The organism is Vibrio sp. 1069, from assembly GCF_033340555.1.
The window spans coordinates 117,833-135,504 of sequence record NZ_JAWOWP010000008.1; the positions used below are offsets into that span (position 1 = coordinate 117,833).

16 protein-coding genes are annotated in these 17,672 nt (G+C 44.7%); 2 read left to right on the plus strand and 14 right to left on the minus strand.

Annotated elements, in window-relative coordinates; all coding sequences use genetic code 11:
* Window positions 1-398: 398 nt before the first annotated feature.
* The 5 genes from rplS to ffh form a co-directional block, all read right to left on the minus strand.
* On the minus strand, window positions 399-752 hold the full coding sequence (rplS, locus tag R7040_RS14015) for a 50S ribosomal protein L19 (protein ID WP_005379971.1): 354 nt from the start codon (window positions 750-752) through the stop codon (window positions 399-401).
* A 40-nt stretch (window positions 753-792) separates the two neighbouring features.
* Window positions 793-1,554 (minus strand): tRNA (guanosine(37)-N1)-methyltransferase TrmD, encoded by a 762-nt coding sequence (gene trmD, locus R7040_RS14020; protein ID WP_017635923.1) that lies wholly within the window; start codon window positions 1,552-1,554, stop codon window positions 793-795.
* 27 nt (window positions 1,555-1,581) lie between these two features.
* The gene (rimM, locus tag R7040_RS14025; protein ID WP_005379964.1) at window positions 1,582-2,130 is read right to left on the minus strand and encodes a ribosome maturation factor RimM; all 549 of its coding nucleotides are present in this window, start codon (window positions 2,128-2,130) and stop codon (window positions 1,582-1,584) included.
* Between the two features lie 29 nt (window positions 2,131-2,159).
* Window positions 2,160-2,408, minus strand: a complete 249-nt coding sequence (rpsP, locus tag R7040_RS14030) for a 30S ribosomal protein S16 (protein ID WP_005379962.1) — start codon at window positions 2,406-2,408, stop codon at window positions 2,160-2,162.
* Window positions 2,409-2,617: 209 nt separating this feature from the next.
* Window positions 2,618-4,000 (minus strand): signal recognition particle protein, encoded by a 1,383-nt coding sequence (gene ffh / locus R7040_RS14035; RefSeq protein ID WP_005385423.1) that lies wholly within the window; start codon window positions 3,998-4,000, stop codon window positions 2,618-2,620.
* Between the two features lie 224 nt (window positions 4,001-4,224).
* Between ffh and R7040_RS14040 the strand changes: the two genes are divergently transcribed.
* Together R7040_RS14040 and R7040_RS14045 are read left to right on the plus strand one after the other, a co-directional pair.
* Entirely contained in the window at window positions 4,225-5,019 is a 795-nt protein-coding gene (locus tag R7040_RS14040) for an inner membrane protein YpjD (RefSeq protein WP_005379950.1), read from the plus strand.
* Between the two features lie 124 nt (window positions 5,020-5,143).
* Window positions 5,144-6,424 carry an HlyC/CorC family transporter gene (locus R7040_RS14045; RefSeq protein WP_005379948.1) on the plus strand — a complete coding sequence of 427 codons (1,281 nt, stop codon included), beginning with the start codon at window positions 5,144-5,146 and terminating at the stop codon, window positions 6,422-6,424.
* A gap of 67 nt (window positions 6,425-6,491) precedes the next feature.
* Here the strand turns inward: R7040_RS14045 and luxS are convergent, their stop codons facing one another.
* From luxS to R7040_RS14090, 9 genes are all read right to left on the minus strand, one after another.
* Window positions 6,492-7,010 (minus strand): S-ribosylhomocysteine lyase, encoded by a 519-nt coding sequence (luxS, locus tag R7040_RS14050; RefSeq protein WP_005379945.1) that lies wholly within the window; start codon window positions 7,008-7,010, stop codon window positions 6,492-6,494.
* Between the two features lie 84 nt (window positions 7,011-7,094).
* A complete protein-coding gene (locus R7040_RS14055; RefSeq protein ID WP_005379943.1) occupies window positions 7,095-7,700 on the minus strand; it encodes a hypothetical protein in 606 nt (201 codons plus the stop codon).
* A gap of 23 nt (window positions 7,701-7,723) precedes the next feature.
* A complete protein-coding gene (gene gshA, locus R7040_RS14060; RefSeq protein WP_005385430.1) occupies window positions 7,724-9,292 on the minus strand; it encodes a glutamate--cysteine ligase in 1,569 nt (522 codons plus the stop codon).
* 156 nt (window positions 9,293-9,448) lie between these two features.
* Window positions 9,449-12,292, minus strand: coding sequence for a pitrilysin family protein (locus R7040_RS14065; RefSeq protein WP_318081611.1), 2,844 nt, complete (start codon window positions 12,290-12,292; stop codon window positions 9,449-9,451).
* Window positions 12,293-12,301: 9 nt separating this feature from the next.
* The gene (locus tag R7040_RS14070) at window positions 12,302-12,763 is read right to left on the minus strand and encodes a YqaA family protein (protein ID WP_005379938.1); all 462 of its coding nucleotides are present in this window, start codon (window positions 12,761-12,763) and stop codon (window positions 12,302-12,304) included.
* Entirely contained in the window at window positions 12,757-13,707 is a 951-nt protein-coding gene (locus R7040_RS14075; protein ID WP_054574809.1) for an NADP-dependent oxidoreductase, read from the minus strand. The genes R7040_RS14070 and R7040_RS14075 overlap by 7 nt, the downstream gene beginning before the upstream one ends.
* Window positions 13,708-13,830: 123 nt before the next feature.
* Complete coding sequence (locus R7040_RS14080) at window positions 13,831-14,961, minus strand: sodium ion-translocating decarboxylase subunit beta (RefSeq protein WP_005379935.1); 1,131 nt, start codon at window positions 14,959-14,961, stop codon at window positions 13,831-13,833.
* A 9-nt stretch (window positions 14,962-14,970) separates the two neighbouring features.
* The gene (oadA, locus tag R7040_RS14085) at window positions 14,971-16,755 is read right to left on the minus strand and encodes a sodium-extruding oxaloacetate decarboxylase subunit alpha (protein ID WP_318081612.1); all 1,785 of its coding nucleotides are present in this window, start codon (window positions 16,753-16,755) and stop codon (window positions 14,971-14,973) included.
* A gap of 31 nt (window positions 16,756-16,786) precedes the next feature.
* Window positions 16,787-17,044 (minus strand): oxaloacetate decarboxylase subunit gamma, encoded by a 258-nt coding sequence (locus R7040_RS14090; protein ID WP_005379932.1) that lies wholly within the window; start codon window positions 17,042-17,044, stop codon window positions 16,787-16,789.
* Window positions 17,045-17,672 lie beyond the last annotated feature (628 nt).

Sequence of the window (17,672 nt, forward strand, 5' to 3'; positions counted from 1 at the left end):
TTTTAACCACAGTACCCAGTAATATTTGATCATCATTTCCCGTCATTCCGAGGAGCCATAGCGACATCAGGAATCTACTCATAGCAAGGATGAAGCTAACAACTTAAACAATTGCATGCTCGACTAGTAGATTCTGAATCACGCTCCTTCGTCGCTATCCAGAATGACGAATTTTAACCACAGTACCCAGTAATATTTGATCATCATTTCCCGTCATTCCGAGGAGCCATAGCGACATCAGGAATCTATTCACAGCAAGGCAGAGGCGTGGAGTGTACATCAGTGCATGAGCATCGACAGTTCAGTTCGGGTGAAAAGAAACGAGCAAGCTAATTACACAAATAAAAAAACGGAGCCCTAAAAGGACTCCGTTTAAGATGAGAACGCTAGTTATAGCATTACTTCTTAGCAAGTTTCTCTTTGATACGAGCAGACTTACCAGAACGCTCACGTAGGTAGTACAACTTGGCACGACGTACTGCACCACGGCGTTTAACTTCGATGCTATCAACGATTGGAGAGTGTGTTTGGAACGTACGCTCAACACCTTCACCGTTAGAGATCTTACGTACAGTGAAAGCAGAGTGTAGACCACGGTTACGGATTGCGATTACAACGCCTTCGAAAGCCTGTAGACGCTCACGGTCACCTTCTTTTACCTTAACTTGAACTACAACAGTGTCACCTGGTGCAAATTTAGGTAGGTCTGATTTCATTTGCTCTTCTTCAAGAGCTTTGATGATGTTACTCATTTTTAAATTCCTAGAATAAACTGATACTAAATAAATTAGGTTACTTTGCGTTATGTTCTTTAATGGCTTTATGCTCATTAACAAACTCAGCAAGTAATTGTTCCTGTTCGTCAGTCAGAGCTAGGTTTTCCAGGAGCTCTGGTCTTCTTAGCCAAGTACGGCCCAACGACTGCTTGAGTCGCCATTGACGAATGTCCTTGTGATTGCCTGACATCAGTACCGCTGGTACCTCTTTGTCATCCAATACTTCTGGACGCGTATAGTGAGGGCAATCTAACAAGCCATTTGCAAAAGAGTCTTCTTCTGCTGACGCGAAATCCCCTAGTACACCCGGAACAAACCGAGAGACAGCGTCGATTAACGTCATGGCTGGTATCTCACCACCCGTCATCACAAAATCACCAATCGACCATTCTTCGTCGACTTCAGATTGAATGATGCGCTCATCTACCCCTTCATAACGACCACAAATCAGAAGCAAGTTCTCATTCGTTGCCAGTTCTTCCACTCCTTTCTGGTCGAGCTTGCGACCTTGAGGAGAAAGGTAGATGACTTTCGTCTTGCCCGGTGAGGCTGCTTTCGCGGTATGAATGGCATCGCGCAAAGGCTGAACCATCATTAACATACCAGGGCCACCACCGTAAGGTCGGTCATCGACTGTGCGATGTTTGTCGTGAGTGAAATCTCTAGGATTCCAAGTCTCAATCGACAAAAGACCTTTTTTAACCGCTTGACCTGTTACTCCAAAATCAGTAACAGAACGGAACATTTCTGGAAAAAGGCTAATAACGCCAACCCACATGTTTATCTCGCTCTGTAATTTTGGAGATTAGAATCCAGGATCCCAGTCAACTTCGATCCGTTGAGCTTCGCGATCAACATTAATGATCACTTGCTCTTCAAGGAACGGGATTAATCGTTCCTTCTGCCCGAAAGCATCTTTAAGATTTGCTTTAACAACCAGAACATCGTTTGAGCCAGTTTCTAGCATGTCAGTAACGACACCTAGATCGTAACCTTTAGTAGTTACAACTTGCATCCCAAACAATTCGCGCCAGTAGAACTCATCTTCTGACAATTCAGGAAGTACCGCAGGGTCAATAGCAATTTCAAAGTTCGTCATTAGATGCGCGTCTTCACGAACATCCATGCCTTCCAGCTTAGCCACCATACCTTTGTTATGGCGCTTCCAGCTTTCTACTTTGTACTCAACCCACTTGCCCTTTTGGTTAATGTACCAAGGGCTGTAATCGAAAATGCTTTCAGCATTGTCTGTGTAGGAAAAAACCTTAAGCCAACCACGAATGCCGTAAGTAGCACCAAACTTGCCTACAACAATCTTTTCGTTGCTCATTGTTTCTTTACCTTTCATCGACATAAACTAGTTTCTACTTTTCAAGTAAAAAATTAAGCCGCTTTTTGAGCGTCTTTAACTAGCTTAGCAACACGGTCAGATACTGACGCGCCTTGACCAACCCAGTGGTTAACGCGGTCTAGGTCTAGACGTAGACCTTCTTCTTGACCTTTAGCAGTTGGGTTGAAGAAACCAACTTTCTCGATGAAACGGCCAGTTGCAGCGTTGCGGCTGTCCGCTACTACGATTTGATAAAATGGACGCTTTTTAGCGCCGTGACGTGCCAAACGAATGGTTACCATGTCGTCCTCTTTGCTTTCTCAAAAATAAAATTAACCCCAAAAACCATTCAAGAAATTAAACAGTTTGGGGTCTCGTGCCAAAATAAAGCTCCGGAATTTTACTCTTCTCCCGGAGCAATGCAAGGAGTTTAGTTACTTTTTCACCAACATAAATTGAATTTAAAGTTTGTGACGTACCTAACACCCTGAATCTATGCGTGATCGATTAATTAACGACCAAATGGGTTGAAGCCACCGCCCCCCCCCATGCCGCCCATCATGCCTTGCATGTTGCGCATCATGCCTTTCATGCCACCTTTTTGCATCTTTTTCATCATTTTCTGCATTTGGGTGAACTGTTTTAGTAAGCGGTTTACATCTTGAACCTGCACACCAGAACCAGCCGCGATACGCTTCTTGCGCGAGCCCTTGATAATTTCTGGGCGTTGACGTTCTTTCATTGTCATGGAGCTGATGATCGCTTCCATCTGTTTGAACATCTTGTCATCGACTTTATCTTTCACATTGTCTGGTAGCTGGGACATTCCTGGAAGCTTATCCATCATCCCCATCATGCCGCCCATGTTTTGCATCTGGCCTAGCTGTTCACGGAAATCTTCAAGGTCGAAACCTTTCTTCTCTTTGAACTTCTTCGCTAACTTTTCTGCCTTTTCTTGGTCAACGTTGCGTTGTAGGTCTTCAATCAAAGACAGAACGTCACCCATGCCAAGAATACGTGAAGCAACACGATCTGGGTGGAACGGTTCTAGCGCGTCAGTTTTTTCACCGACACCCAAGAATTTGATTGGTTTGCCCGTGACATGGCGTACTGAAAGTGCCGCACCACCACGAGCATCACCATCAACCTTAGTTAGAACTACACCGGTAAGAGGTAGCGCATCGCCAAAGGCTTTTGCTGTATTTGCTGCGTCTTGACCCGTCATGGCGTCAACAACAAATAGCGTTTCTACTGGGTTGATAGCTGCGTGAAGATCTTTGATCTCCCCCATCATCTCTTCATCAATTGCCAAACGACCTGCGGTATCGACAATAAGTACGTCGTAGAATTTCTTCTTCGCATGGTCAATCGCTGCATTGGCGATATCAATAGGCTTTTGGTCTGGTGATGATGGGAAGAAGTCAACACCGATGTCTGATGCCAGTGTTTCAAGCTGCTTGATTGCCGCAGGACGGTAAACGTCGGCAGACACAACCAAGACTTTCTTCTTGTCACGTTCTTTTAGAAGCTTAGATAACTTACCTACCGATGTAGTTTTACCCGCACCTTGTAGACCAGCCATAAGAAGCACAGCAGGTGGTTGAGCAGCAAGGTTTAGCGCCTCATTCGACTCACCCATTACGGCTTCAAGTTCTGTTTGAACGATCTTGATAAATTCCTGACCTGGAGTCAGAGATTTAGAAACTTCTACGCCCACCGCTTTTTCTTTAACGCGGTTCACAAATTCACGAACGACCGGAAGCGCAACGTCAGCTTCAAGTAGAGCCATTCGGACTTCACGTAGGGTTTCTTTAATGTTGTCTTCGGTCAGACGACCTTTGCCACTGATATTTTTCAGCGTTTTGGATAATCTATCCGTTAAATTCTCAAACATCTTTGTCTCTTCGCTAAAATGGCGATTAATTAGTGTGAGTATACATTAGCCAAGGTCTGAGTCATACCCGTACCGCTGTCCTATTCTTGTCTCTATTTATATATGGTGCGGTAACTTATTAATTTCAATATCTCATCTCTCACGATTGATGTCGGATATAACGTAGCCCCAAAGTGTAATGCAAGGTATAATTTCTCCATTGTGCACAATAATATTTAGGATTCATGGATAGCTTAATAGCCATCGCGGCCGCCATACTTTATGTCTTGGCGATTGCGACCATCATACCCGGACTCTCACAACAGTCAGGAATCAAAGCAAAAACAGTGTTTGCTAGTGCTGCCTGTGCGCTTGTTTTTCATGCGTGGATTTTGAGTGATCTGATTTTTGATGGTTCAGGTCAAAACCTGAGTATTCTCAACGTGGCTTCTTTGATCAGTTTTATCATTTCTCTGGTCATGAGCCTTGCTATGTTGAAAAACCGACTGTGGTTTTTATTGCCAGTCGTTTATAGCTTTGCTGCCATCAATTTATCTGCTGCCACATTTTTGCCAAGCACGTTTATAAAGCACCTAGAGAATGACCCTAAGCTACTCATTCATATTTCATTTGCGCTCTTCTCATACGCGACTTTAACTATCGGGGCACTCTATGCGCTTCAGTTGGCTTGGCTGGATCACAAACTGAAAGCAAAAAAATCTTTGGCGATTAACCCAAACCTGCCGCCTCTATTAATGGTGGAGCGTCAACTCTTCAAAATTATTTTGATCGGTAACTTATTGTTAACTGCCACGCTCATTACTGGCTTTGTCTTTGTGCAGGATATGTTTGCCCAAGGTAAGGCACATAAGGGCATTCTTTCTTTCATCGCTTGGGTGGTGTACTCAATACTGCTTTGGGGTCACTATCAAAAAGGCTGGCGTGGTAGAAAAGTCACATGGTTCGCTGTTGCAGGAGCAACACTGTTAACTCTGGCATATTTTGGCAGTCGCTTTGTAAAAGAAATCATCTTGAATTAGGGAGCTCTAGGGCTCCTATCCTTTATATTTTAGGCTAGATAAAATACAGTACGCCTTAACTCTTTGACTTAACGGACTTACTCAACCGTTATATAACCCAATACTTACAAGGAACAGCAACGTTTTGGACGACATCTCTACGGGTATCTTGTTTGCGCTACTCGCGTGTCTTATCGTCATATCAGGTTACTTTTCCGGTTCAGAAACAGGGATGATGTCTCTGAATCGTTATCGCTTAAAACACTTAGCCAAAAACGGGCATAAGGGTGCTAAGCGAGTCGAAAGACTATTAGACCGTCCAGATCGTTTGATTGGTCTTATTCTTATCGGCAACAACCTCGTTAATATTCTCGCGTCCGCGATCGCGACCATTATTGGTATGCGTTTGTATGGTGATTTAGGTGTCGCTATCGCAACCGGTGCACTAACTATGGTTGTATTGGTTTTTGCCGAGGTTACCCCTAAAACAATTGCAGCGCTTTACCCTGAACGTGTGTCCTACGCGAGCAGTATATTATTGACCATACTGATGAAGTTACTGTCGCCTTTAGTGATGCTTGTTAACTTTATTACGAATGGCTTTATCCGCTTACTTGGTGTAAGAGCGGATCACTCAGCAGAAGATCATCTTAGCTCCGATGAGCTGCGTACGGTGGTAAATGAAGCTGGCGGTTTGATCCCTCGCCGACACCAAGACATGCTAGTGTCTATTTTAGATCTTGAGCACGTCACCGTGAACGACATTATGGTCCCACGCAATGAAATTACCGGTATTGATATTAACGACGACTGGAAATCCATTGTTCGCCAGCTAACACACTCACCACATGGACGCATAGTTTTCTATCGTGACCAAATTGATGAAGTGGTTGGCATGCTGCGCTTGCGTGAAGCTTATCGTCTGATGTTGGAAAAGAACGAATTCAACAAAGAAACGCTATTACGTGCTGCTGATGAGGTCTATTACATCCCAGAAGGCACACCACTGAACGTGCAAATGTTAAAATTCCAACGTAACAAGCAACGTATCGGTCTGATCGTGGATGAGTACGGTGATATCATCGGCCTAATCACTCTTGAAGATATTCTGGAAGAGATCATTGGTGAGTTCACGACGTCCATTTCTCCAAGCCTCTCTGATGAAATCAGTCCTCAAGGTGACGGAAGCTTTCTTATTGAAGGCAGCACCAATATCCGAGATATCAACAAAGGCCTGAAATGGGATTTACCAACGGATGGCCCGAGAACGCTAAACGGGCTCATTTTAGAACACTTGGAAGATATTCCTGAGAGCCATCTAAGTGTGAGAGTAGCGGGTCACCCAATGGAACTTGTTGAGATTGAAGAGAACCGAATCAAGCTCGTTCGTGTTTATCCGAAGAAGAAAAAATCGACATCCAAATAACCAAAAGAAAAGCCTGACTCATGTCAGGCTTTTTACTTATTGGGGCAATATGCTTCTTAATGAGCACCTAGTCGATGCGCAACTCTTTTAACATCGACTCAGGCAAAGCAAGTTCATCATTTTTGTTCACCGAAACACCAGCATCCAAAATGTTCTTTGCGATCTGTTGTGCTTCTTTTAAAGAGTGCATTGCTGCCGTGCCGCATTGGTATTCGTTAAGTTCAGGGATCTTATTCTGACTTTCTACCTTCAGCACGTCTTCCATTGCTGCAATCCAAGCATCTGCGACTTGCTGCTCTGATGGTGTGCCAATCAGGCTCATGTAAAAACCTGTGCGGCAACCCATAGGCGAAATATCGATGATCTCAACAGAATCATCGTTTAGGTGATTACGCATAAAGCCTGCATAAAGGTGCTCTAGGGTGTGAATACCTTTTTCAGAAAGAATGTCTTTGTTTGGCGCAGTAAAGCGTAAGTCGAAAACAGTAATCGTATCCCCTTTTGGGGTCTGCATGGTTTTCGCCACTCGTACAGCGGGTGCATTCATACGAGTGTGGTCCACGGTAAAACTATCGAGTAAAGGCATTACATCTCTCCTGATTGTAACTCCAGTACCTTTCGGTAATGGATAAATGTCATTCATCCCTACAGCACATGAACTGACTGTGGGCTAAAAGAACCAGCTGCTGTTGTCTTCTAATTCCTGACGACATTGCTTCAGCTGCCAGCCATAAGTTTTCGCTGTTTGTTCAACACGTCGAGCGACTTTGATTAAACTAGGCTTTCGATTATAAGTACCTCGCTTATACCCACCTCGCCCTTCATGATAAGCCAGATACTGGTTATAGGGATCCCATAATGAAATCCCTAGCTGACGCCGTGTTTCATGAGTATACCAACCGACAAACATCATAGAATCATCGAAGTTGGTACGAGAGCCCCCCTGACCTGTGGCATCTTGGAAGTCTTCCCAAGCAGGGTCTTGAGCTTGAGCGTAACCATACGCACTGCTGACTCGTCCCCAAGGAATAAACCCTAGCAAATAATCTTTAGGTGGTTTTGCATCGTGCCGAAAGCTGCTTTCTTGTTTAATGATGGCCATAGCGACATGAATAGGGGTCCCCCATTCATCTTCCATATCTTTGGCATCATCGTACCAACCGGATTTCTCTCGGAATATCTCGCATAAGTTATTCTGCTGCTTTGGCGGTGCCGTAGCACAACCTGCAAGTAGCACGCTTCCAAGTACCGCTACTACTGACGACTTAATGTTCAACCGCACCAATCCTTAGTTAGTCATTACTGCTTCAGGTAAGCAAAGTAATCTTCCAAAAAATCATCAAAAGAAAGCGTGTCACTCTGCTCTGCTTGCTTTTGTTTTTCCACGGACGACGCTACTTCCGTTTCCATCGTATCTTGTGAGTAGTACTGATAACCGTGAGCTAGGTTTTCATCACGGTACTTCATACCAAGAGTACAACCAACTTTACCTAGCCCACCCAGCTCTTTCGTTAGCTCTAATAGTTGACCAGAGATCGTTAGTTCTGGGTTATCAATCCATGTCTCGAGTTGATTACACACATCTTGGTATGCACTGCCACCAGCGGTCATATCCATTTGCTGTGCTATTTGACGTAACTCGACGAAAACTCGGTGTGCCCAATCTTGTAGAGATAGACGTTCACCTTGACAACCAATTTGCAGCATTAGACCTTTTTCACGGCCAGAAACAATGACTTTATTCCAGTTATCGCGCCAACACTCTAATTCACAGTTATCCATAGGGTCTGAGTCTGACAAGGCCGCCCAGGTAAGGAAGAGATCCAAGAATCGTACTTGCTCTTCATTTAAGCCCACTGCGCTGAATGGGTTAACATCTAGAGAACGAACTTCAATGTATTCGACACCACCGCGTCGTAACGCATCTGAAGGCTTCTCACCACTTTTCGATACACGTTTTGGACGAATCGGAGCGTACAGTTCATTCTCAATTTGTAAGATATTGGAATTAAGCTGGCGGTATTCACCATCCACTTTTACCCCAATTTTCGCAAACTCTTCTGATGGGTGGCGAATCGCATCACTCAAACCATCGAGGTATTGGTCAATGCTGTTAAAACCAATTTTCAGCACACTTTGAGCACTATTGGTATAGCCAAGATCGCTCAAACGCAAAGACGTCGACTTCGGCAAATATAATGTCCCGCCAATCTTCTCGAATGGCAGATCGGTTTCACGACCTTGAATAAAAGAGCCACATAACGCTGGTGATGCACCAAAGAAGTAGGGAATCATCCAGCCAAAGCGGTAGTAATTACGGATCAACGCAAAGTACGCATCAGACTTAGCATCTTGGCGGGCTTGTTCATCTTGCTCGCCATAGAGCGCATCCCAAAATGTTTCAGGAAACGAGAAGTTAAAATGGACACCTGAAATAATTTGCATCAGGCTGCCATAGCGACGCTTTAGGCCTTCTCGGTACAGCGTTTTCATTTTCGCTGCATTCGAAGAGCCATACTGGGCTAACTGAATATCATCCTCTGAGCCCACGTAGCAAGGCATTGATAGTGGCCACATTTTCTCTTCACCCATTTTGGTTTGAGTGAAATGATGGATATCTTTCAGCTGTGCCATCAGTTCTGGAATTTCATGTGACACAGGCGTAATGAACTCTAACAATGATTCCGAAAAATCCGTTGTGATCCATTGATTTGTGAACGCAGAGCCTAACCCTTCAGGATGAGGAGTTGTAGCTAGATGTCCATCCTGACGATAGCGCAAAGTTTCTCGCTCAACACCGCGTCCAAACTGCTTAAATACTTCGGGGTTTGATGCAACTTTTTTTAGTCGCGCAGCAAAATCAGTCAAAATGAGGTTCGCTTATATTGGGAGCAGGACACTTGTTACATAACACAAGTGTAAGCTAAGTTATTGATAGTTAATGCATCTAGATAAATAACCCACGAAAAGTTGCTTATCTAGATGAATAGCGGAGAAACGTTTCTCCGCTATTAAATGTGTACTCTATCGAATGATTTCAAGCTCTTCTACGTCTTTCCCCAACTTTTCTAATTGAGGACGCAACGATTTAGCATCACCAACGACGATAATTTGATAGTCATTTGGATCAAACCATTTCTGAGCCAGCGCATTCAACGTCTGCTTATCGACTTTTTCTACGATAGCGTTTCTTTGCTGCAAGTAATCATGATCGAGGTTGTACTTAAGAATATCACTGATGAGCTCCGCTTTTTGTGTTGGCGTTTCATATTTCAGTGCATCTTTTTGACCGACCGCTTGACGCATAAATTTCATCTCTTCATCAGTAATACCTGACTGCGAGTATTCATTTAGCTCATTTTCCATCTCAATGATCGAAGCAACCGTTGCATCCGCTCGTACTTGCGCGGTGAAAACCACCGAGCCTGTTTCTGGATTACCAGAGAAGTAGCCGTAAGCACCGTATGTGTAACCCTTGTCTTCACGTAGATTTTGGTTAATGCGGCTATTGAAGTTCCCAGCTAAGTTGAAGTTTGCCAGTTGGCTTAGGTAAAAATCGCCCGTTGCGTCGTAAGGCATACCTTGACGAACCATCATGACCACACTTTGCGGCGCTCCTGGTTTATCAACAAGATGGATCTTTTGCTCACCTAATGCAGCAATGCTTTGCGGTGCATACAATGGCGCAGCTTCATCTTGCCAGTTTTTCCAGAACGTCAGTTGCTGCTCAATTTCCTGTTTATTGATGTCACCAACAACGACGATTTGCGCACTTTGTGGCGTGTAATGCTTCGAGTAGAATTCACGGATATCATCCAACGTTAATGCACTGACACCTGCTTGCGTGCCGTCTTTTGGTCGAGCAAAAACCGAATCCCCATAGAGCACCTGACGACTCGCTTGTGACGCCATCCAACTTGGATTTTGGTGCTCATATACCAGGCCTTCTAGCGCTTGCATTTTTACACGCTCGAAATCATCTTGATTAAATGCAGGAGACAGCAACATCTCTTCGACAATTTTTAACGTCGGCTCTAAGTTCTTTTCTAGAGCAGAAACACTGATGTTTGTTGTATAACCTGTGGCATTAACAGAGATAACACTACCTAGTTTATCAAGCTCAGCTTGAATCTCTTCGACACTGCGTTTCGTTGTACCTTCTTGCAACATCGCAGCGGTCAATTGGGCAAGACCTTCTTTACCCTTTTCAACAAAACGTGTCCCTGCAGGTAAACTAAATTGCATCATCACCGTCGGCGTTTCATCGCTAACTGCACCAAGCAGCTCTGAGCCATTCTTGAAATGTAACTCGTACAGCTCTGGCATCGTCGCTTTCACTGGTTCTCCTACTGGCGGTTGCACTGAGCGATCGAAGTTATCGGTCGCACGACGATACGCCAATTGGTCATCGGAAATCTTCTCATATTCTGGCAGCGTACGCTTTGGTGTCACAAAGGTCGCAGGTTTTACGACAAGGTCTGTTTTTCCTTTTGGGACCACGCTTAGGGTCACTTTGTTCTTACCTTGGATAAAGTCCGTATACGCTTTTTCTACCGAAGTCGGCGTAACTGCACGGATTTGTTCAAGCTGTTGCTCAAGACGATCAGGATCGCCGAAAAATGTCTCGTTGGAAGCCAACTGAGTCACTTTACCTTTAACGCTTTCTAGCGCAAAAATAGCATCCGCTTCCGCTTTACCCTTCAACTGCTCAAGGCGATCTTTTGTCACGCCTTTTTCCGCAAACTGATTCAGTGATTGTAAAAGCTCGTCGTACAGTTTTGATAGGTCGCCTTTGTCTCCAGAATCGCCCATTGCGTAAACGTAAAAGTTACACGCCAGTTCAGCACAATCATGGAATGAACCAGCATCGACCGCTTTTTGAGTCTTCACTAGGTCTTGATAGAGCACGCTGTTGGTACCGCCACCCAATACTTCTGATAATGTATCGAGAGACGCTTGGCTTTCTTCGCCGTTGTAGGTTGTTGGCCACGCGATCATCACCATAGGTTGTTGAATACGATCTTCTAGAGTGATGTATTTATCTTCTTGCAGTTTTGCAGGTTGTTTCGGCGCATTTTCAACCTCAGGACCACGAGGAATCGAACCGAAGTACTTATTTACCCACTCTAGAGTTTGTTCAACGTCTAAGTCACCACCGATCGTGATAGTCGCATTGTTTGGGGCATACCAACGCAAGAAAAACGCTTTGAGATCGTTCACATCAACACGATCAAGATCTTCAACATAACCAATGGTTTGCCACGAATACGGATGACCTTCAGGATATAGCGCTTCGGACATGCGCTCCCAAATTAAGCCATAAGGACGATTATCGTAACGCTGAGCTCGCTCATTTTTTACAGTAGAACGCTGAATTTCAAATTTGCGTTGAGAAACCGCATCCAACAAAAAGCCCATACGGTCAGACTCTAACCACAGCATTTTCTCGAGCTGGTTAGCAGGGACAGTTTCAAAGTAGTTAGTACGATCGCGGTTTGTTGTACCATTTAACGTGCCGCCAGCCTCTGTGATGATTCTGAAGTGCTCTTGGTCACCAACGTTCTCTGAGCCTTGGAACATCATGTGCTCAAAGAAATGCGCAAAACCAGACTTACCCACTTCTTCACGAGCTGAACCAACATGGTAAGTCACATCCACATGGACCAATGGGTCAGAATCTTCAGGAGCTAAGATCACCGTTAAACCATTATCGAGTTTATACTTTTGGTATGGAATCTTAACTTTGCCTTCTTCAGCTTTCGATGACTCAACGAAAGTTACCCCTTTCGGCAGTGATGAAACTGGCGTATTTGATGCACAGCCCGTGATCACCAACAGTGAACACGCGCCAACCCAAAACATCTTCATGTACTTTCCTTAAAATAATCCGAGATAGATGGCCGCAAGTAAGCTATACCTAGCAGCCTTTCCTAAAAATATTAAAATCACGCAAGGCAGAAACTTCATTCTTAGCCACCCTGCGGCTAAACACAGCGGGTCTCCTATTACAGGTAACCAACTAAAAAATAACCCCCAATAGCCATACTTAGAGAGCCACTTTAATGCGGTATGACCGTGCTTTTCCTCTTGTGCTTTGTTGGGAATCCACAAGCCAAGCCAATAATTTGTTAAGCCACCAAGCGTATTACCGATAGTAGCGACCATAACAATTGAAGAAACGGAGTATTGATTTAATGAGAGAGTGGCAACTAAGCCCGCCTCAGAACCACCAGGCAACAACGTGGCACTGAGAAAACCGGTCATGAAAAGCACCCATAATGCTGAATCTGAAAACCAAAGCGCTAAACTTTCAAAACTCGTGTTAAATGCTTCTAGCATGTCATATCAAGCAACACCTTGCCTCTGGTTCTTCCTGATTCGACCTGCTGGTGAGCACCAATGACATCACTCATAGGATAAACCTGATGAATTTCAGTCTTCAGTAAGCCAACGCCCACCATGTACAACAAGGTATCTAACTGCGCAGGGTCTGGTTCAACCAACATGCCACTAGCCTCAAAGCCTAGGAGTTTGGCTTTTTCACAAATCAGCTCAGCTGTGATGGTTGGAACGGTGATGACTCTCGCATTGTCTTTCAGGCATTTAAGCGCATCTAACGCAGCATCTCCGCCTACTAAATCAATCAAAACATCAACATCTTCAACACGTTCTGACACTGGTGCAAATTGATAGTTCACTGCATGAGCACCGAGCGTCGCAAGGTAATCTAAATTTCGTTCACTGCAGGTGGTAAAGACTTCCGCTTTCGTCGCGATCGCAATTTGTACCGCGAGGTGTCCAACACCACCGGCTCCAGCGAGGATAAGTACGCGATCGTTTTCCGTCACATTAGCCTTACTGAGAGCTTGTGCCGCAGTTTGTCCCGCCAACGGTAATGCAGCAGCTGCCTCCAAAGTTACGGAGCTAGGAACATGACTTAACTCAGTTTCTGGAACACATATGTATTGACTGTAACCACCGCCTCGAACTGGGAAACCAATAAATCCAGCCACCTCATCACCTTCATTAAAACGTGATGCCCCCTCTCCACAAGACATCACTTTTCCTGAGATGTCGTAACCTGGCACCCAAGGTAAATTATCCTTATTCTGCGCTGCTGCCCAACCGAGCCCAGCTCGAGTTTTGACATCAATAGGATTTACGCCTGAAAAAGCGACTTTTACTAAGACTTCACCAGGCTGTGGTGATGGTGTAGAAGCATGTTGAATCGCGAGTACGTTGGCATCACCAAACTCAGTGATAACGATCTGTTTGTGTTCCATAAACCATTCCCTGCAAGAAAACAAAAAGGGATGCGAAAGCATCCCTTTGACTATAAACCATTTTGTTAACCTAAGTTAATCGTGATTTTGTAAATTGGTTGATCATTCCATTTTCAATAATGTCTAACCAACAAGTGCTAACAATATACCAGCCGCAACGGCTGAACCCAGCACACCAGCAACGTTTGGTCCCATCGCATGCATTAACAAAAAGTTTTGCGGGTTAGCTTGTAAACCAACTTTGTTTACGACTCGCGCGGCCATTGGTACCGCAGAAACGCCAGCCGCACCAATAAGTGGGTTGATGTCTTCTTTCGAGAACTTGTTAAGCAGTTTCGCCATCAGGACGCCCGCACCAGTACCGATACTAAATGCAACTGCGCCTAACCCCAAGATACCTAACGTTTCTAGGTTCAAGAACTGCTCAGCTTGCAGCTTAGAACCAACACCAAGACCTAAAAAGATAGTCACTATGTTGATCAATTCATTTTGAGCAGTTTTCGATAAACGATCGACCACACCAGCTTCACGCATCAAGTTACCCAAACAGAACATACCAACCAATGGCGTAGCTGAAGGTAAGAACAGAATCGTCATCAGTAATACAGCAAGCGGGAAGATGACTTTCTCCCATTTACCAACATGACGAAGCTGAGCCATCTTGATTTGACGCTCTTCCTTGGTTGTCAGTGCTTTCATGATTGGTGGCTGGATGATCGGCACCAATGCCATATAGCTGTATGCCGCGACTGCAATCGCACCTAGCAGATCTGGAGAGAGCTTACTCGCTAAGAAAATCGCTGTTGGCCCATCAGCACCACCGATGATCGCGATAGACGAAGCATCTGCCATGGAGAACTCCATGCCAGGTACATAGTTGAGCAAAATAGCGCCAAACAGTGTTGCAAAAATACCAAACTGCGCAGCCGCACCTAACCACAACGTTTTTGGGTTTGCGATCAAAGCACCAAAGTCAGTCATCGCGCCCACACCCATGAAGATCAATAGCGGGAACACACCCGATTCAATCCCAATGTAGTAAACGTAGTAGAGCAAGCCACCAGGCTCAGTAAAGCCAGCATTTGGAATATTCGCCAAAATAGCACCGAAACCAATCGGCAATAACAGTAAAGGTTCAAATCCTTTTTTAATTGCCAAAAACAGCAAGGTACAACCAACCAGCATCATACAGATTTGGCCGAACTCGAAGTTAGCGATCCCTGTTTCTGCCCAAAGGGTTAACAATCCGTCCATGATACTCCCTTACGCCAGGCTCAACAGAGGCGCACCTACTGTGACAGCATCGCCTTCTTTAACGTTCAGCTCTTGAACCACACCACCACGCGCCGCTCGTACTTCAGTTTCCATTTTCATCGCTTCAAGGATGAGCAATACATCGCCTTCAGCTACCTCAGCACCAGGCTGAACATTCACTTTGAAGATGTTACCTGCAAGAGGAGCAGGCACCGCTTCAGCTGAAGCATTAGAAGGTGTGCTAGGTGTAGCCGATTTTGCCGGTGCATTAGAAGGAGCAACAGATGTCAGTTCACCTTGAGGGCCAACTTCCACCTCATACACCTGTCCGTCAACACGTACACTATAAGTTTCTACACCACCAGTTGCTGGTTGAGCTACAGGTACAGCAGGCTTCGCAGCTTCTAGCGTTGGTGCTGGCTCAAATGCTTCTGGGTTTTCACGATTCTTAAGGAACTTAAGTCCAACTTGAGGGAAAAGTGCATAAGTGAGTACGTCATCAACACGCTCACTTGCTAGCTTAATGCCTTCTGATTTCGCTTTCTCCATCAGATCAACCGTAAGCGTCTCCATTTCAGGCTCAAGTAAATCGGCAGGACGACAGGTAATTGGCTCTTTACCATCAAGCACTTTCGCTTGCAGTTCTGCATTTAACTCGGCTGGCGCTTGACCGTACTCACCTTTCAATAGGCCAGCGGTTTCCTTGGTAATACTCTTATAGCGCTCGCCAGTAAGAACGTTAATCACCGCTTGCGTACCGACGATCTGTGAAGTTGGAGTCACCAATGGAATGAAACCAAGATCTTCACGTACACGAGGGATCTCTTCTAATACTTCATCAATGCGATCCGCAGCGCCCTGCTCTTTCAACTGGCCTTCCATATTGGTCAACATACCACCAGGCACTTGAGCAATCAGGATGCGTGAATCGACTCCTTTTAACTGGCCTTCCCACTTCGCATACTTCTTACGTACCTCACGGAAATATGCGGCGATAGGTTCCAGTTGCTCGAGTTTCAAATTGGTATCTCGCTCGGTGCCTTCTAGCATAGCGACTACCGTTTCAGTCGGTGTATGACCGTAAGTACAACTCATTGAAGAAATCGCAGTATCGAGAATATCAATACCGGCTTCTACTGCTTTTACCGCTGTTGCTGTAGACAGCCCCGTTGTTGCATGACAATGAAGTGCCAATGGCACATCACAAGACGCTTTGATACGCGTGATAAGCTCTTCCGCTTCATAAGGCTTAAGTAAGCCAGACATATCTTTAATACACAGCGAATGACAACCTAAATCCTCTAGGCGTTTTGCCAAGTCAACCCAAGTGTCTGCGTTATGCACTGGGCTCGTAGTGTAAGACAACGTACCTTGAGCATGCGCACCAACATCAACCGTTGCTTTAACGGCTTTCTGGAAGTTTCGCACGTCATTCATTGCATCAAAAATACGGAATACATCCATGCCGTTAGCATGCGCGCGTTCAACAAACTTCTCTACTACGTCGTCGGCATAATGGCGGTATCCTAAAAGGTTTTGACCACGCAGTAGCATTTGCATTGGTGTATTAGGCATCGCTTTTTTTAGTTCACGTAAACGCTCCCAAGGGTCTTCCCCTAAGAATCGAATACAAGAATCAAATGTTGCACCACCCCAAGTCTCTAGAGACCGGTAACCAACCTTATCCAACTCAGCTGCGATAGGCAGCATATCCTCAATACGCATACGCGTAGCAAATAGTGATTGATGGGCATCACGAAGGACCACATCAGTAATAGCTAGTGGTTTAGACATGCTCTTAAACTCCTTTTTAATCCTAGTTCGGCTACTTCGCGAATGAGGCGCGATGTTTATGAATCGCAGCCGAGATCGCCGCCACTACTTGTGGACTAACAGCTGAAGAGGTTGATTGAATATTAGTGTTTGTTTTTGGTGCTGCGATCGGCTCTGGTACTTCTTCTGGTACCAATTTCGACATTAACCGAACGAGATAAACAAGAATAGTGAGGAAAATAAATACGACCGCCATCCCCGTTAGCATCAGGGTGGCCGCATCTACTAGCAGGCTTCCTATATTAGTCATGTTGCTTCCTTTCTTTGTCATCCTGACAACGTGCAGGACTTTAATAGTGTCAAATCCCGACCCATGGATTATCTCGATTGGTTAAATTTTGTCAATTTTGTTTAAGGAAGGTTTGTAGTAATCCTGATAAATGATTATTTATTCACTACCCAGATCACAGTTCATGACAAAATAATCACTTCAAATCGCTACCACCTTATGAACAGAGTAAAGGAGGACATAAATAAAAACTGCGATTTAGATTTCAAAATCAAATCGGTACTCACGCAGTAAAAACCAACAAAAACAAAAAGATGAATAAAATTAACAATTAATAAACAAATAACAAACAAAGTAACTACATAAGAGTAATTGAAATGAAAAATGGAAGTCAGTGTATAGGAGGGATAATCAGGATGATTTCACACGATGCGACAGAAGCTTGATAGCAAATTGCTTAGATACGCACATATTCGCTTTTAAAAAAGAGGAACATAGGCTCTAGTGATCCTACGCCATATTTCAGATGTCTAGATACAAAAAAGCCTCGCAATTGCGAGGCTGTTTCAATGAGTGGCGCGTCCTGGAGGATTCGAACCTCCGACCGCCTGGTTCGTAGCCAGGTACTCTATCCAGCTGAGCTAAGGAC

Bases quoted from the DNA above. Each gene is read 5' to 3' on its own strand.
- rplS (WP_005379971.1), bottom strand. From the start codon at position 752: ATGAGTAACATCATCAAAGCTCTTGAAGAAGAGCAAATGAAATCAGAC.
- trmD (WP_017635923.1), bottom strand. From the start codon at position 1,554: ATGTGGGTTGGCGTTATTAGCCTTTTTCCAGAAATGTTCCGTTCTGTT.
- rimM (WP_005379964.1), bottom strand. From the start codon at position 2,130: ATGTCGATGAAAGGTAAAGAAACAATGAGCAACGAAAAGATTGTTGTA.
- rpsP (WP_005379962.1), bottom strand. From the start codon at position 2,408: ATGGTAACCATTCGTTTGGCACGTCACGGCGCTAAAAAGCGTCCATTT.
- ffh (WP_005385423.1), bottom strand. From the start codon at position 4,000: ATGTTTGAGAATTTAACGGATAGATTATCCAAAACGCTGAAAAATATC.
- R7040_RS14040 (WP_005379950.1), top strand. From the start codon at position 4,225: ATGGATAGCTTAATAGCCATCGCGGCCGCCATACTTTATGTCTTGGCG.
- luxS (WP_005379945.1), bottom strand. From the start codon at position 7,010: ATGCCTTTACTCGATAGTTTTACCGTGGACCACACTCGTATGAATGCA.
- R7040_RS14065 (WP_318081611.1), bottom strand. From the start codon at position 12,292: ATGAAGATGTTTTGGGTTGGCGCGTGTTCACTGTTGGTGATCACGGGC.
- R7040_RS14070 (WP_005379938.1), bottom strand. From the start codon at position 12,763: ATGCTAGAAGCATTTAACACGAGTTTTGAAAGTTTAGCGCTTTGGTTT.
- R7040_RS14075 (WP_054574809.1), bottom strand. From the start codon at position 13,707: ATGGAACACAAACAGATCGTTATCACTGAGTTTGGTGATGCCAACGTA.
- R7040_RS14080 (WP_005379935.1), bottom strand. From the start codon at position 14,961: ATGGACGGATTGTTAACCCTTTGGGCAGAAACAGGGATCGCTAACTTC.
- oadA (WP_318081612.1), bottom strand. From the start codon at position 16,755: ATGTCTAAACCACTAGCTATTACTGATGTGGTCCTTCGTGATGCCCAT.
- R7040_RS14090 (WP_005379932.1), bottom strand. From the start codon at position 17,044: ATGACTAATATAGGAAGCCTGCTAGTAGATGCGGCCACCCTGATGCTA.